Below are 15,136 nucleotides of genomic sequence, written 5' to 3'. Positions count from 1 at the left end.
TGTTTATGGAGTTAATCATATATTTGCTGATTGGTGCAATTGCTGGATTTGCTGCGGGGCTATTTGGTGTGGGCGGTGGCCTAATTATTGTGCCGATTTTATATATTGTCTTCACTCAAATGCATTATGACCCCAATGTCATCATGCATATTGCAGTTGGGACATCATTGGCAACCATTATTGTGACGTCGATTAGTTCGGTGATGGCACATCATAAAAAAGGGGCGGTGTTGTGGCCTGTGTTTCGTAATTTGGCACCAGGATTGGTGCTGGGTTCATTTCTGGGTGCGGGGGTAGCGGACTTAATGTCAGGACAGCATTTACAGTTAGTGATTGGGGTATTTGCGGTTTGGATGGCTTATAAGATGTTTAGAGGGGCGAGTGCAGTGGTTGATCCCAATCGTCATCTCCCTTCAGCAGCGTTACAACTTGCCGCGGGTGGCGGTATTGGCGTGGCTTCTGCCATTTTTGGTATTGGGGGTGGCAGTTTAACGGTTCCGTATTTGAATCGACATGGCATCGTCATGCAAAAGGCAGTGGCGACCTCCGCAGCCTGTGGTTTACCCATCGCAGTTGCGGGAGCAATCGGTTTTATGTGGTTTGGTGCCAAAGAACAAATTGAGGTACCGAACACGATTGGTTATGTGCATATTTATGCTTTTCTGGGTATCAGTGTGATGAGTTTTATCACCGCAAAATTTGGCGCCAAAGTAGCCCATCGTCTCTCACCCGCCATGCTAAAAAAATGTTTTGCAGGTCTATTGGTGGTGGTGGGCAGCTATTTTATTTATAAAGGCTTGTTCTAAGCTCTTTTAACTGGTGAGTCCATAATGTACTTCAATGGTAGCAACCAAGGTTTCGACCAGAAGAAGTACATCATCTTGCTGACGTGCATCAATAAAGAACAGTGGGTAATTGAGCTCTTTGCTGGCCAACCACTCGCGATAGATGGATAGGGTGCGTTCTGGCATACGATCTATATGGGTAATTGCAATCACAATATTGTGACCAAAGGGCTGAAATGCCTGAAGATATTGCTCTAAATCCAGCAACGGATTTTCGGCAGCATGGTCAATCATCACAATGGTGCCGATCGCACCTTTACAGATTACAGCCCAAATGAAATCAAAGCGATCTTGCCCTGGCGTGCCATAGAGGCCAACCTTGACACCATCCTCCAAAGTCAATTCGCCATAATCAATCCCAACAGTGGTCAGTAACTTGTCATGCGATCCGGTATCGGTATTCAGTGCTTCGGTACTGAGGACTTCAATTTCAGATAGGGCTTTGATCGCTGTGGATTTCCCTGAACCCATAGTGCCACCAAAGACAATTTTATATTGATGTAGAATCATATGTGTGTCCTTGATTAAAAGCCTAAACGATGACGTAGTCGGCCAAACAACTTTTTCATAAAATGTTGTTCTGGCTCGCTTTGTGATGCTTTGGGTTGATATTTTGCCTGTTGATCTTTAATCAGTGTTCCGCAATTTGCCCCTAAACATGCAGCGACAAAGTGTCTGACTTTTTGTTCAGGTAGCTTAAGTTGCTGTGCAACCGTACTGATTTGTGCACCTTGGGCAAAGCAGGCAGACATCCGCAGGATATCTTGGCGATCTGCTTTATGCTTCGGTTGAGGCCAGAATTGCAGATAAAAACTGGAGGCAGAGGCGGGACATAAGCCTTCAAAATCCATTGATGTCCAGAGTAAATGCCAGAGCCACTGTTGTAAATCTTGTTGTGGCGTATCTAGGGTCCAATGCAGATCATTTTGCGTGGCGTAGGTATAGTTTAGGCTTGGATCCGTTTGAAATGAGTGGAATTCAGGGTGTTGCCATAGCCATTGATTGCGCGGGTCGGCAATCGCAACTAAGCCTTGGTTATCAAACAATTGAATCTTACCATTTTTAGGATTCTGGATTTCTTGTAAGACCTCTTTAATTTGCTTGCGATGAAAGCTTGGGGCTGACTCAATTTCAATATTTTCTAGGCCCTGATTCAAACGTTCGTTTAGATGGAAGCTGAGCCAGTGATGTAGAGGATGCAGATGATTGAGTGGTAAAAATAAAGTGTCATTTTCAATGGCGCTGTTTTTATTTTCATCATTGGCAATTTTGAGTACATTGATCTTATTGTTCTGGAGCAGGCTCTTGATATTGGGTGAATCAAAAAACACTTGATTGATCATAAGGATATCAAGTTGTGGTTCAGCAATATTGCTCCAGTTGATTTGGATATGATCAGGCACAGCCGTTTGAACCTGCTGCTTTAACTCATTCAAGGTTCTGAGGCTTAACCCAAAAATTGCAATATTGACAGCTTGATGAATACCCATGTTATGACTCATCTATAGATGGACTGAATGATTCAGTAGGAGAATTTAAATGCGATTTAATTAATGAAAATATTATTTTTTGTGATGTGTATCAATAAAAATGTGATGAAAGAACATATTTTCAGATATATGGTGAATTCAAACAGTAAAGCTTAACTAGCTGATATTAATTATAGAAAAACTGGGTATTTAGTCCATATTGAGAATGTGAGTGAGATTTTTAGGTTGATTGGCTTAAAAAGCAATAAAATTGTCAGACAATGATATAGAATTTATACCCTCAGATCAGTTAAAACAAAAAAGCGCAATTAACATTGGGTCAATGTGTATAACAAAGATAGCGAGGGGCTCATGAATCTCGAAGAGGCTGATAGTCTTTCTGAACAGATTGCAAAATATATTAGTGAACAAATTATTAGTGGTGAGCTGGTTGAAGGCGAACGCATTCAGGAGTTGCGCATTGCGAAAGAGTTAGATGTCAGCCGTGGCTCGGTTCGTGAGGCATTGCTGTTACTGGAACGTACTTATTTAATTGAAATTTTTCCACGTCGTGGTGCCATTGTCTCTGAAATGTCAGCTCAGCAGGTCAAAGCTTTATTTGATACCAATGTGATGGTACTTGGACACATTGTGCAACGGATTAGTGAAACGTGGCGGGTTAATGAAGCAGAACAACTACAAACTTTATTGGATCAACTGGTTGAGTTTGTCCGTGCAGGTGATATTGAAAAATTTTACGATGCGATCTTTCAATATTTAGCAGAACAGCATGAGATGGTAGCGAATCCTTATCTGATGAAATTTTATAAGGAGCTACTCCCTTCCTTACGCCGTAGCTATTTTTTGACTCTGAATACTTCCCGTCGAGAGCTACAAGAATCGTTTACGCTGTTTAAGTTGGTGATTGATGCTATTTTGATCCGAAAATCACAACAAGCTGCTTTATTTATGGAAGATTTTTGTCGACACTTGCGCAACCTTGTGTTGGAATCTCTGACACGTATGAAACAGATTGAATTGGCTTGGGCTAGACGCTCACGCCGCTAGTTAGGGCAGTATGCGTTTAAGCAGTTTAAAACTTTCAGGCTTTAAATCTTTCGCCGATAGTACAACATTACATTTTAAGGCCAACCGTACTGCGGTGGTTGGGCCGAACGGTTGTGGTAAATCGAATGTCATTGATGCAATTCGCTGGGTAATGGGCGAGTCCAACGCACGTCAGTTGCGTGGTGGCAGTATGCAGGATGTCATTTTTACAGGCACCGCCAAGCGCAAACCTGTCGGGGTTGCCAGTGTTGAACTTCGTTTTGACAATACCTACGGCAAACTCGGTGGCGCTTATAATGCCTATAGCGAGCTTGCGGTTCGTCGTCAGGTCACACGTGAAGGTAAATCTGAATATTTCCTGAATGGCACCCGTTGCCGCCGTCGTGATATTACCGATATTTTCTTGGGGACGGGTTTAGGACCACGTTCTTATGCGGTGATTGAACAGGGCATGATTAACCGTTTGGTCGATGCCAAGCCCGAAGAAATGCGTGTGTTTATTGAAGAAGCGGCAGGAGTGTCCCGTTATCAGGCACGCCGTCGTGAAACCTTACAGCACTTAGAACATACTGAACAGAATCTGGCACGTTTAGACGATATTGCGGCTGAACTCAAATCTCAGCTCAGAAGTTTAAAACGTCAGGCAGAAGCTGCAATTCAATATAAGACCCTAGAAGGACAGATCCGTACTTTAAAAATCGAAATCCTTTCGTTCCAAGCCAATCAAAGTCAAAAGCTACAACAAGAATATACGGTGGAAATGACGGCACTGGGTGAAAACTTTAAGTTGGTTCGTTCTGAGTCACAGACCATTGAGCACGATCTTGAAGCCACCAGTGCTTTATTCCAACGCTTAATTCAGCAGTCTTCACCGTTGCAGCATGAATGGCAGCAAGCCGAGAAAAAACTGTCTGAATTAAAAATGACTTTGGAACAAAAACAGAGTTTATTCCAACAAAACAGCAGCAGTTTGCAGCAACTCGAACAGCAGAAAGTACAAACCAAAGAGCGTTTGCAACTCTCCGAATTGCAGGTTGAAACTCTAAGTACCCAATTTGATGAGCAAAATGAAACTTTGCTTGCCTTAGAGCAGCAGACACAAACGGCTGAGCACAATTTTAGCGATGTTCAAGCACAACATAAGCAAGCACAGCAGCAATTTGAACAACTGAAAATCCAAGTCGATCAGCAACAACAAAAAAAGTTGCAGATGGCCGCGCAAATTGAGCAGTTGGGTAAGAATGTGCTGCGGATTGAGCAGCAAAAGCAGACCTTGCAAACGCAAACCACTCAGATTCGTGCTCAGGTTCAGGATGATGAGCAAGCGCAGCTAGAACAATTGCAGCAACAACTGCAACAGGAAATCATTGCATTAGAAACTGCAATTGAGCAATTACAGCAGAATGTCCAGACACAGCAAGATCAACAACAGACGAACAAAACGGATCTGCAAAGCCTGAAAACCGAGATTCAGGTTTTATTGGCTGAACAAAAGAACTTGAATCAGCTCGTTGCCAAGCAAAGTCCGAAGCAGGATCAACATGCAGTTCGATTGATGCAAAGCCTACGTTTGAGCGCTCAAGCTAAAGCGCATGCAAGCATTATTGAGAAGTTTTTAGCCAAGTGGTTACAAGCGCAGTTGATTGAGAATGGGCAAGCCTTCCAAGAGGGTATCTCACGACAGTTAAAAACAGAATCTCCCTTGCAGAGCTATAATCGCTCCTCACCTCTTTTAAAAAGAGGGGGACTCCCTCCTTTTATAAAGGAGGGCTGGGGTGGATTTAATGGTTATTTAAGTGAATGGATCGAAGCACCACAATCTTCTTTATGGGCCAATGTCGCCGTTGCAGAAGATTTAGCCACAGCTTTGCGATACCAAGCGGATCTCCAGCACGCACAATCCATTTTAACGCTGGATGGTTATCATGTCGGGGCGGACTGGGTAATTGCTTTGCATTACGATGAAGACAGCCAAACTGCGCAGGGCATGCTCAGTCATCAAGTCCGTTTAGAGGAAATTGAACAGCAACTCGCACAGAAACAACCGCAGTTGCTTGATCTGGAACATCAGTTTTCGCAACAGCAGCAGGCTTTGCAACAGCAGCAACAGCGCTTGCAGCAGCAACAACAAAACCTGAAGCAAAAGCAAAAAGAACTGCAACAGCTGGATGTACAAATTGCCAAGCTGCAAAGTACGGCACAAGCCTTTGTATTGCAGCAACAGCAACTGGCAGATCAACTGAAACAGCTTGATCTACAGCTTGAAGAAGATGCCATGCAGCGTGATGATCTGGAGATTGATCTGCATGCGCTTGCACTGAAATTAGAAGCCGTGTTGCCAAATTATAAGACTTTGCAATTTCAGGTAGAAAACTTGAATGAGCAGTTGGATGAGCAACAACAGCAGCTGACTCAACAACAGCAGCAACGTGAAGCTTTACGCCGCCAGACCTCGCAAGCCAATCAACAAATTGAGTTGTTAGAGAAAGATATCTCATTCCTAAAAACACAATATCGTCAAATCATTGAACAAATCGAACAGGCCAAGAAGTTTGTTGATCCGATTCAGCTTGAACTACCCAACTTGGAGTCACAATTTCAACAGCAATTCCAGCAAACCGAAAAGCTGCAAAAAACCTGGAATGAATGGCAGCTTGAACTGAATCAAGTGCAAGAGAAGCAGCAGCAACTGACGGAACAACGCCATCAAGCACAGCAAAAAGATGAGCAGGTGCGCGAGCAGTTAGAACAAAAGCGTTTGGCTTGGCAGGCAGCGAAATCAGATCGTGAACATTATCTGGAGCAGTTGAAAGAACTGAATACAGACGCTTTATCTGATGTGTCGATTGAAATGAAAGATCATCAGCAGAAACTGGAAAAAGCGCAGCAGCAATTTGAAAAAATTGGTGCAGTGAATTTGGCAGCTTCACAAGAATATGAAGAAGTGTCACAGCGTTTTGATGAACTGAGTCATCAGATGCAAGATCTACAAAATACCGTTGATCAGCTCAAAGACGCCATGAAAAGTATTGATCAGGAAACCCGTAAGTTGTTTATGACCACCTTTGATCAGGTCAATCAAGAGTTGCAACTGCTGTTTCCAAAGGTGTTTGGTGGTGGCGAAGCGACTTTAAGTCTTGAAGATGATTGGCAGTCTGGGGTGAAGTTGATGGCACGCCCACCTGGCAAGCGTAACAGTTCCTTGGCTTTGCTTTCAGGTGGTGAAAAGACCCTAACAGCTTTGGCTTTGGTATTTGCCATCTTTAGATTGAACCCTGCACCGTTCTGCGTACTGGACGAAGTTGATGCGCCACTTGATGATGCCAATGTACAACGGTATTGTAATTTGGTAAAAGAGCTTTCTGAACAAGTGCAATTCATTTACATTACACATAATAAATTGGCGATGACCATGGCAACTGATTTACTTGGAGTCACCATGCCAGAGCCAGGCACATCAAAATTAGTGACTGTCGATTTAGAACAGGCAAAAGAATACGGGTTAGTTGCGGAGTCTTAGTATGGAAATGAATACAATAATAGGCATTGTTGCTGCCGTTGCGATTATGCTCGTTGGTTTAATCATGATTTTAAGAAAACCAAAACCAGTTGAGCCATCATTAGATGCAGATTTACATATTAATCCTGAAAGTCAGCAACCTGTGATTCCACGTCATGTACGTGACCAGCTTTTACAAAAAGAAGTGATGACCACAACTGAGCGTGTTGAACCAAGTTTAAATACTGAAGCAATTGCATCGGAGCCTGTAACTGAGCAAGCCGTTGACACAACTGGTGTTGAAACAAAAACAGCCGAAACAGAACAAACTGCTAAAGTAGAACAGGTTGTTGAAGCTGTTGCAGAGCTTGAAGCGGCACAAAAAGATGAGACAGTAGCAGTTGAAGCAGAAACAACAGTGGTCTCTGAAAATGTAGAAGCTACAGAGAAAGCAGAGGAAAGCAAAGCCGAAGCTGAGCTTAGTTTAAATCCAAATATTGAAACGGTTGCCATTGAAGAGTTTGATGGCGAAAGTAATATTCTGGATGTGCATCTACATGAACAGCAACGCTACGATGATGAAAGCGCTTTAGCAACCGCAGAGCAGATCATTGCCTTGAATGTTTATCCGAATCCACGCCGTGCCTTATCAGGCGATAAAGCACTCAAGGTATTGTTAAAATACGGTCTACGTTTCGGTGAAATGTCGTGTTTCCATCGTTATGAAAACACTGATGAACCAAGTGCCTTGATGTTCTCTGTATTGCGGATGACGGATAATGGTCCTGCAGGTTTTGATTTGGAAACTTTATCGGGCGAGCAAGTGCAAGGTCTTGCATTCTTCCTGGCTTTACCAAATAGCAAAGCGGTTACAGGTTATGACATGATGACCAGTATTGCAGGCTTAATTGCACGTGAAGTCGATGGCAAAGTCTATGATGAAAACAATTTAGAGTTTACACCGCAGTTGAAAGAGCATTGGCGTCATCATGTGATTGATTATCGTCCAAATCAAGCAACCGTCTAATGAATCTTTTATAATAAATTTAGTAAAAATTATAGGGCGGTTTTTCCGCCCTTTTATATGGTGAAATTTAAATGGAACACAAGTCAGTTATTGAGCAAATGCGTCAGTTGATTCAACTGATTGCAAAACATAATCATGCTTACTATGTGATGGATCAACCCTCCATTTCAGATAGTGAATATGACCATTTATTTCATCAGCTGAAAGCCTTAGAACAACAATATCCAGACTGTATTCAGGCGGATACACCGACCAATAAAGTCGGTGGTCAAGCGTTGTCAAAATTTGAAAGTGTGACTCATGCGGTGCCAATGCTGTCATTGGGGAATGTCTTTAATCAGGAAGACCTATTCGCTTTCGCCCGTCGTATTGACGAGCGTTTACCGAATCAGAAAGTCCAGTATGAGGTTGAACTGAAACTCGATGGTTTAGCGATTTCACTGTGGTATGAAAATGGTGTCTTGGTTCGTGGTGTAACACGTGGTGATGGTGAAACAGGCGAGGATATTACCCAGAATGTTAAAACCATTCGGAATCTGCCGAAAGTATTATCCAGTCAGCATCAAGCGATCCCAGAGTTTCTTGAGGTTCGTGGTGAAGTGTTGATGCCAAAGCAAGGCTTTGAAAAGCTCAATGCCGATCAAGAAGCCAAAGGTGACAAGACCTTTGCCAATCCACGTAATGCCGCAGCAGGAAGCCTGCGTCAACTTGATCCAAATATCGCAGCTTCACGTCCCTTGGCGTTCTATGCTTATGGGATTGCGCAATGTCAGCCCAACCATGGTCTTGAAACCATGCATGACAGCCTGCACTGGTTAACCCGATTTGGTTTTGAAATTGCAGAACGTCAATTCCTGTGTGCTTCGATTGAAGAAGTACAACAGCGCTATGAACAGATTCAACAAGAACGTCCAGATCTTAAAGTTGAAATTGATGGCATGGTCATTAAGGTGGACAGCCTTAAACAGCAGCAACAGCTCGGCTTCCTGAGTCGTGAACCGCGTTGGGCAACGGCCTATAAATTCCCAGCTCAGGCTGCACTGACCAAAGTTGAAAATATTGATTGGCAAGTGGGGCGTACTGGAACACTCACCCCAGTTGCGCGTTTAACACCTGTGTTTGTTGGTGGGGTGACGGTGTCTAATGTGACCTTGCATAATATTGGTGAAATCCATCGTTTAGATGTGCGTATTGGCGATACAGTCAGTGTCTATCGTACCGGTGATGTGATTCCAAAAGTTGAGAAGGTTTGGGCTGAGTTCCGACCTGCCGATGCGGAGATGGTGCATCTTCCGACCAATTGTCCAGTCTGTGAATCACCTGTGGTGATGCCAGAGGGTGAGGCATTAGCACGTTGTTCGGGTGGCCTGTATTGTGCTGCGCAACGGATTGAAGCCATTCGTCACTTTGTTTCACGTAAAGCTTTGGATATTGAAGGCTTAGGCGACCGTTGGGTGGAGTCACTTCTGCATCTCGACCTACTTAAAGATGTGGCTGATATTTATCATTTGCATGAGCACCGCGACACTTTATTGACCATTGAGAAAATGGGTGAGAAATCGGTTCAGAACCTGTTTGATGCGATTAAAGCCAGTAAGAAAACCACTTTGGCGCGTTTTATCTATGCCTTGGGAATTCGTGGGGTGGGTGAAACCACCGCACGTATGCTGGCGAATACCTTTCAGACGCTTGAAGCTTTAAAAGCTGCGGATATTGAAGCACTCAAGAAAACCCCAGATGTAGGTGATATTACCGCAGAATGGATTGCCGACTTTTTCCAAGCACCGCATAACGTTGAAGTGTTGGATCGTTTAATGGCGGCAGGCATTCATTGGGATGCACCAACTGCACCAACACGTCAACCATTGAATGGTGAGAGTTGGGTCGTGACAGGAACACTGGAAACCATGGGCCGTGATGAAGCAACCCAGAAGCTTCAAGCTTTAGGTGCGCGTGTCAGTGGCAGTGTGTCGAGTAAAACCAAATGTGTGGTTGCAGGTGAGAAGGCAGGCAGTAAGCTAGACAAAGCGCAGAAATTAGACATTCGAGTTTTGAATGAGCAAGAGTTCTTGGAATTTTTGAAGCAGTATGAAGCCTGATTCTTTATTTAAGTTTTGAGTTAGGACGAACGGATAAAAAAGGCGGCATTTATGCCGCCTTTTTTGATGTTAAATATATTTTTTCACAATGCCATCATCCAGCAATTGCTGGAAATGTTCACAGACACTTTCACGTACATCACGATATTCAATCCCAAGCTCTTTGACACTGCGTTGCGCATTAAAATAGATTGGGTAACCCATATTCAATTTTACAAATTGACGTGAATAACCGAGGATTGGTGCGACAAATGAAAAGGCAGTTTTTGGTACAGTAAAGTGCGGGAATGGAAACTTATAGCCAAACTTCTGAGTAAGTGCCTTACCCATGTCCAATAAACTGAGTGTGCCACCACAAATAATGTAACGGCCTTGTGCTTTTGGATTTAATGCAGCAGCCACATGCGCATCGGCAACATCACGAACATCGACAATACCATTCCACATGGGCGGTACACCGAACAAGGTGGTGCCATTGCCGAACTGTTGTAATACTTCAATACTACCTGACTGGCTCGCATCAGTAAGAGATGGCCCCATCACCAAGGCGGGATTAATACAGACTAAATCCCAACGATTTTGTTGTTCTGCCATTTCCCAAGCTTTACGTTCTGCCATGACTTTTGAATAAGGATAAGGCTGGTGTGTTTCGTTACTTGTTTTGTTCCAGTGATTTTCATCAAACTCATTATTGGCAGTGTGTTGAATCTCAACTGCATCGCCATAGGTTGAGGCAATACTTGAAGTGAGTACCACACGTTTGACCGATTCAGTACGATTAACGCTATCCAATACATTTTCTGTGCCTTTCACCGCAGGCTCAATAATGTCTTTGACTGCATCTTTGTAATTGGTTACCACAAAAGGGGATGCGGTATGAATCACGATTTCACAATTTTGCATCGCTGCATCAAATGATTGTGGCTCAAGTAAATCGGCTTTAAAAAACTCAATTTTTCCAGAAGATTGCTCTGCAAGAGCATACAAATGCTGAATCTTATTTTTCTTGGATGGGTCTCGCACCGTGGCATGAACCGTATAGCCTTGATTCAACAGACGTTCAATAATCCAGCCTGCAATATAACCCGTCGCGCCAGTGACCAAAATTGGTTTGCTTTTATCCATTGTGGTTTCCGCATTATGTTTTTGTGATTGCTGTTATTTACCGAATTTTGACTGAACAAACAACAGCTGAGCAGTCATTTTTTATGTTTTTTTGATCAAAACATTGGCGAAATAAGAAGCATTGCTAGTCGTTACAAAAAATCAAACAAATGATTTTCAATAGAATTATCTATTTTAAAACTGATAAATGATATGCAAAGGCTTATTTTATTTAGATAAATTCAGCCAATTCGAACTGTAAATGCGTATGTTTCTCATTTTAATTTTATAAAAATCATAAACTTACACACTTTTGTTTTTGCAATTCCAGTGTAACTTGGCCATAATATTGTCATTCGATAGGAGTAAGTATTATGCGTGGCAATCCAGAAGTCATCGACTATTTAAATATGCTCATTGGCGGTGAATTGGCTGCTCGTGATCAATATTTAATTCATTCAAGAATGTACGAAGATTGGGGCTTAAACAAGATCTATGAGCGTATTGACCATGAAATGCAAGAAGAAGCATCTCATGCAGATTCAATCATTCGTCGTGTACTGTTCCTAGGTGCTCAACCTAATATGAACCGTGAAGACATCAATGTCGGTAGCGATGTGGTGAGTTGTTTAAAAGCTGATTTAGCCCTTGAATACCATGTCCGTGAAAAATTGGCAGTGGGTATAAAACTGTGTGAAGAAAAAGGCGATTATATTAGCCGTGATATGTTGCGTCAGCAGCTTTCAGATACAGAAGAAGATCATACCTATTGGTTAGAAAAGCAATTACGTTTAATTGAGTTGATTGGTTTACAGAATTATATTCAATCACAAATTTAATCAATCAGATCTTAAGCTGTGATACGTAAAAAGAGAACTTCATTTGAAGTTCTCTTTTTTTTGTGAGGAAGAAATATAAGACTTAGAATTTTTTACTATAGTTCACAAATAAGCGGTCTTCACCAAAGTCATTGCCATGTTTCACATCATAGTCAATGCGAATGTATTACAGGGCAAAGCCTTTAAAATAAACTTGCAGCATATTTAAAGTAGTCAGAGGTTTGGATGTCGAATGGCAATATGGTATCAGTCACATGCTTATCTAGCCTTGAACCTACTGCAGGTGCCAACGCTGACCACTGTTATTTGATTGGGTTTATCAGGTGTATGATCTGGAAGGCATTCCTTATCAGCGGACTGTGTTTACACTGGACCAGAACCCGATTGATGATTCGCTTGGCATTGATTTTTAAACGCGTATAAAAATGCCTAGACTTAAAAATCTAGGCAGATGATCAATCGATGAGTTGACTCAGAATTTCCAAAGCGATTATTTGCTTTGTAAGGTTTTGAGGTCTTTCAAGACTTGATCGGCATGAGTTTGAGTATTTACGCTGGTGTAGTGATACATCACCGCACCTTGAGGATTAATCAAAAAGCTTTCTCGTTTGGCGATCTTGGCAATTCCTAAATTTCGAACGATGCCAAATTTACTGGCCAGTTCGCCTTGATCATCAGCAAGAATCGGGAAGGGTAAACCGAGTTTTTCTGAGAATTTTTGATGTGATGCGACATCATCCAGACTGACACCCAGCACCACAGCATTTGATTTGGTAAATTGAGGATACAGCGATTTAAATTGATTGGCTTCTTGAGTACAGCCCGCCGTATTATCTTTAGGATAGAAATATAGCACTACCCATTTACCCTTATACTGGCTCAAGGTATGCCATTTGCCACTCTGATCTTGCAGTTTAAAGTCTGGCGCAGACTGTCCAACCCATTCTTTTTGTGCAGTATCTTGCTTGGAAAATAAGGTACTTTGCGCTGTACTGAGACTAGGCGTGCTGAGTAAAAAAAGTGAACTACATAAAACGAGAACTTTGGACTTTATCGTATTCATCATGTTGATCTCAAAGTGTAATAGCAGCTACTTTAGCAAATTTACAAAAGAGATGTGTTAGAAAATTCTTTACAGGATTTTGATCGATTCTAATTGAATGGTGAATTTAAAAAGAAGTAGAAATAGATGAAAAGTTGGCACAATTTTTTCATTAAATTCGCAGTAACAAAAAGGAATAATCCTTTTAACTTAGTCAATTAGATTGAGTGGTGAAAAATAAATATGAATGATTATTTAAAAATGGTGGGTTTGTAATGAATAAAATAAACACTTTTTTATTAAGCGTCGATGATGCAGATAAAACTTTTTTATCTTTGCAAGATGATGAATTATATTTATATATTCCAGATGTTAAATATAAAAATATACAAGCGTTGAAAGATCGATATCAATTTTTAATAGATGGATCTAAAAGTGAAAATGAAGTGTGGTTAAACTGGATCATCTATCATGACTTGGAGAGAAAAGAGCCTATTGGTACTCTTCAGGCAACAATTTTGAAAGATGAGCACAAGGCTTATATTGGTTATGTAATTTATAAAAAATTTTGGAATCAAGGTTACGGATCTTTAGCTGTAAATTGGCTTAAAAATTTTCTAGAAAAAAATGAAGATGTTAAAAAAATAGAGGCTTATGTCGATTATCGGAATATATTTTCAAAAAAAATTCTTGAAAAATTCGGGTTTGAAAAAATCGATGAAGAAAATAATGATTATGTATATCGAAAATTCATCTGATGACTTAAATAATCTTAGTTTTAACTTATAAGCAGTAAGTGAATTATGTTTTTTCCCGTGATGCATTTGTTGTATATATTTCATAAATACTAACAGAAAAGGTAAAAGCATGGATGTTGGTGCAGTTCTGATTAAATTAAAAACAAATAGGCAGGCTGAGGTCGAGGCTTGGCAGCAAGAAATTGAACAACGTAAAACAGAAGCCATTCAAACACTGCAAGCTGAAGGGGTAACCGTTGAATCTTGGTTTCAACTTGAATTGAATGGAGAGCACTATTTACTGGCTTATATGCGTGCTAAAGATCTTGCTTATGCTCAGCAGGTGGCAAGAAACAGTTGCTTTGATATTGATCAAGTGCATCGACAGTTTAAGCAACATTGGGAGCAGGTGATTCCTGCACAGCTTTTGGTAGATTTGGAAAATAATAACCAATGTTAATCAGCGTATACTGCGTTGACGTTTTTAGAATTGGGCAAGCATGTGAGTTATAAGATTCTACTGATTACAGGATGGGGCGGTGGTGCTGAATTATTAAAACCTTTACATGAGGCTTTAGAACAAAAGGGGCATAGCGTTGAGCGGATCAATATCTTTAATGCGCTGAATGATGACATCTTGCAACAGTATGTTGAACGTGCAGTGAAATTTGATGTGATTGTAGGGTGGTCGCTTGGTGGACAACTGGCAACCTTGCTGGTCGATCAAATCCAGCAACAATATGCTGAAAAGAAAGTTTTAATCACGTTAGCGTCAAATCCATGTTTTGTGGCACAAACAGACTGGATGGCTGCCATGCCTATTGAAACCTTTATCCAATTTAAACAGTCATTTGAACAGGATGCGATTAGTACTTTAAAGCGTTTTGGTTTGTTGGTCTGTCAAGGTGCCAGTTCAGCAAAAAAAGACTTTTTGGTTATGCAAAAATTGATTCGTCCACAACCGATTGCCTTGCTTCGGCAGGGATTGCAGTTGCTGGAGCAATTAAACTTGGTTGAGTTGTATGAAAATTATCAGGGCAGACAGTTACATGTCTTTGCGGAGCATGATGCTTTAGTTCCTTACCAAGTTATGCAAAAAACAAAGGATTTAGCTGCAAAGAATCTATGTGTTGTTTCGATTGATGGAGCTTCGCATGGTTTTCCGTGCTTTATGGTTGAGCAGACTGTGCAAATAATTGAAGATTTTATTCAACAGACGGTTTAATCTTGCTTGAATTGAAAGTTATCGCAATATATTTTAGCTTTTGACAAGTTTAAGATAGAGCCTGGTTTATAGGCCTAATGGAATCATGCCGAGTTCTCATCCATTTTCTAGGATATGCCTTCGGCGACCTACTTTTCTTTCGGGAAAAGTAGGCAAAACCATTTGTCATCTGCAAAACCTGT

At 41.4% G+C, this 15,136-nt stretch carries 13 protein-coding genes and 2 pseudogenes; 10 read left to right on the top strand and 5 right to left on the bottom strand.

Going from position 1 to position 15,136, the window contains the following annotated elements; all coding sequences use genetic code 11:
• Positions 1–5: 5 nt before the first annotated feature.
• Entirely contained in the window at positions 6–806 is an 801-nt protein-coding gene (locus F895_RS14870; protein WP_005239361.1) for a sulfite exporter TauE/SafE family protein, read from the top strand.
• 6 nt (positions 807–812) lie between these two features.
• Here F895_RS14870 and F895_RS14875 read toward each other — a convergent pair whose 3' ends face one another.
• Positions 813–1,355, bottom strand: coding sequence for a GTP-binding protein (locus tag F895_RS14875; protein WP_005239359.1), 543 nt, complete (start codon positions 1,353–1,355; stop codon positions 813–815).
• A gap of 14 nt (positions 1,356–1,369) precedes the next feature.
• Positions 1,370–2,335 (bottom strand): hypothetical protein, encoded by a 966-nt coding sequence (locus F895_RS14880; RefSeq protein WP_005239358.1) that lies wholly within the window; start codon positions 2,333–2,335, stop codon positions 1,370–1,372.
• A gap of 351 nt (positions 2,336–2,686) precedes the next feature.
• Here F895_RS14880 and F895_RS14885 point away from each other — a divergent pair, with 351 nt between their 5' ends.
• From F895_RS14885 to ligA, 4 genes are all read left to right on the top strand, one after another.
• Complete coding sequence (locus F895_RS14885; protein WP_005239356.1) at positions 2,687–3,382, top strand: GntR family transcriptional regulator; 696 nt, start codon at positions 2,687–2,689, stop codon at positions 3,380–3,382.
• Between the two features lie 10 nt (positions 3,383–3,392).
• Positions 3,393–6,902: a chromosome segregation protein SMC gene (smc, locus tag F895_RS14890; protein WP_005239353.1), complete on the top strand. Its 3,510-nt coding sequence runs from the start codon at positions 3,393–3,395 to the stop codon at positions 6,900–6,902.
• A gap of 1 nt (position 6,903) precedes the next feature.
• Entirely contained in the window at positions 6,904–7,908 is a 1,005-nt protein-coding gene (locus F895_RS14895) for a cell division protein ZipA C-terminal FtsZ-binding domain-containing protein (protein WP_005239351.1), read from the top strand.
• Positions 7,909–7,979: 71 nt separating this feature from the next.
• Positions 7,980–10,007 carry an NAD-dependent DNA ligase LigA gene (ligA, locus tag F895_RS14900; RefSeq protein WP_005239349.1) on the top strand — a complete coding sequence of 676 codons (2,028 nt, stop codon included), beginning with the start codon at positions 7,980–7,982 and terminating at the stop codon, positions 10,005–10,007.
• Positions 10,008–10,076: 69 nt separating this feature from the next.
• On the opposite strand, the gene F895_RS14905 is transcribed toward ligA, so the two are convergent.
• Positions 10,077–11,132, bottom strand: coding sequence for an SDR family oxidoreductase (locus tag F895_RS14905; RefSeq protein WP_005239347.1), 1,056 nt, complete (start codon positions 11,130–11,132; stop codon positions 10,077–10,079).
• A 353-nt stretch (positions 11,133–11,485) separates the two neighbouring features.
• On the opposite strand from F895_RS14905, the gene ftn reads away from it, so the two are divergent.
• Positions 11,486–11,950 carry a heteropolymeric bacterioferritin subunit Ftn gene (gene ftn / locus F895_RS14910; RefSeq protein WP_005239345.1) on the top strand — a complete coding sequence of 155 codons (465 nt, stop codon included), beginning with the start codon at positions 11,486–11,488 and terminating at the stop codon, positions 11,948–11,950.
• An 82-nt stretch (positions 11,951–12,032) separates the two neighbouring features.
• Here ftn and F895_RS20230 read toward each other — a convergent pair.
• Positions 12,033–12,146: pseudogene (locus tag F895_RS20230) on the bottom strand (hypothetical protein); the annotation flags it as partial.
• Positions 12,147–12,252: 106 nt separating this feature from the next.
• Here F895_RS20230 and F895_RS19340 point away from each other — a divergent pair.
• Positions 12,253–12,363, top strand: a pseudogene (locus tag F895_RS19340) (LysR family transcriptional regulator); the annotation flags it as partial.
• A gap of 77 nt (positions 12,364–12,440) precedes the next feature.
• Here the strand turns inward: F895_RS19340 and F895_RS14915 are convergent.
• Entirely contained in the window at positions 12,441–13,016 is a 576-nt protein-coding gene (locus tag F895_RS14915; RefSeq protein ID WP_005239344.1) for a peroxiredoxin, read from the bottom strand.
• 251 nt (positions 13,017–13,267) lie between these two features.
• Here F895_RS14915 and F895_RS14920 point away from each other — a divergent pair, with 251 nt between their 5' ends.
• The 3 genes from F895_RS14920 to F895_RS14930 all read left to right on the top strand — a co-directional run bounded on the left by F895_RS14920 (position 13,268) and on the right by F895_RS14930 (position 14,954).
• On the top strand, positions 13,268–13,750 hold the full coding sequence (locus F895_RS14920; protein WP_005239341.1) for a GNAT family N-acetyltransferase: 483 nt from the start codon (positions 13,268–13,270) through the stop codon (positions 13,748–13,750).
• Between the two features lie 109 nt (positions 13,751–13,859).
• Positions 13,860–14,189, top strand: a complete 330-nt coding sequence (locus F895_RS14925; RefSeq protein ID WP_005239340.1) for a DUF6176 family protein — start codon at positions 13,860–13,862, stop codon at positions 14,187–14,189.
• 42 nt (positions 14,190–14,231) lie between these two features.
• Entirely contained in the window at positions 14,232–14,954 is a 723-nt protein-coding gene (locus F895_RS14930) for an alpha/beta hydrolase family protein (protein WP_010589906.1), read from the top strand.
• The last annotated feature ends 182 nt before the right edge of the window (positions 14,955–15,136 follow it).

The organism is Acinetobacter sp. CIP 64.2, assembly GCF_000369645.1.
Classification (GTDB): domain Bacteria; phylum Pseudomonadota; class Gammaproteobacteria; order Pseudomonadales; family Moraxellaceae; genus Acinetobacter.
This window is presented reverse-complemented; position numbering and strand designations above follow the sequence as displayed.

What these genes read in the sequence shown, in the direction of transcription:
- F895_RS14870 (WP_005239361.1), top strand. Translation starts at nt 6, where the DNA reads ATGGAGTTAATCATATATTTGCTGATTGGTGCAATTGCTGGATTTGCT.
- F895_RS14875 (WP_005239359.1), bottom strand. Translation starts at nt 1,355, where the DNA reads ATGATTCTACATCAATATAAAATTGTCTTTGGTGGCACTATGGGTTCA.
- F895_RS14880 (WP_005239358.1), bottom strand. Translation starts at nt 2,335, where the DNA reads ATGGGTATTCATCAAGCTGTCAATATTGCAATTTTTGGGTTAAGCCTC.
- F895_RS14885 (WP_005239356.1), top strand. Translation starts at nt 2,687, where the DNA reads ATGAATCTCGAAGAGGCTGATAGTCTTTCTGAACAGATTGCAAAATAT.
- smc (WP_005239353.1), top strand. Translation starts at nt 3,393, where the DNA reads ATGCGTTTAAGCAGTTTAAAACTTTCAGGCTTTAAATCTTTCGCCGAT.
- F895_RS14895 (WP_005239351.1), top strand. Translation starts at nt 6,904, where the DNA reads ATGGAAATGAATACAATAATAGGCATTGTTGCTGCCGTTGCGATTATG.
- ligA (WP_005239349.1), top strand. Translation starts at nt 7,980, where the DNA reads ATGGAACACAAGTCAGTTATTGAGCAAATGCGTCAGTTGATTCAACTG.
- F895_RS14905 (WP_005239347.1), bottom strand. Translation starts at nt 11,132, where the DNA reads ATGGATAAAAGCAAACCAATTTTGGTCACTGGCGCGACGGGTTATATT.
- ftn (WP_005239345.1), top strand. Translation starts at nt 11,486, where the DNA reads ATGCGTGGCAATCCAGAAGTCATCGACTATTTAAATATGCTCATTGGC.
- F895_RS14915 (WP_005239344.1), bottom strand. Translation starts at nt 13,016, where the DNA reads ATGATGAATACGATAAAGTCCAAAGTTCTCGTTTTATGTAGTTCACTT.
- F895_RS14920 (WP_005239341.1), top strand. Translation starts at nt 13,268, where the DNA reads ATGAATAAAATAAACACTTTTTTATTAAGCGTCGATGATGCAGATAAA.
- F895_RS14925 (WP_005239340.1), top strand. Translation starts at nt 13,860, where the DNA reads ATGGATGTTGGTGCAGTTCTGATTAAATTAAAAACAAATAGGCAGGCT.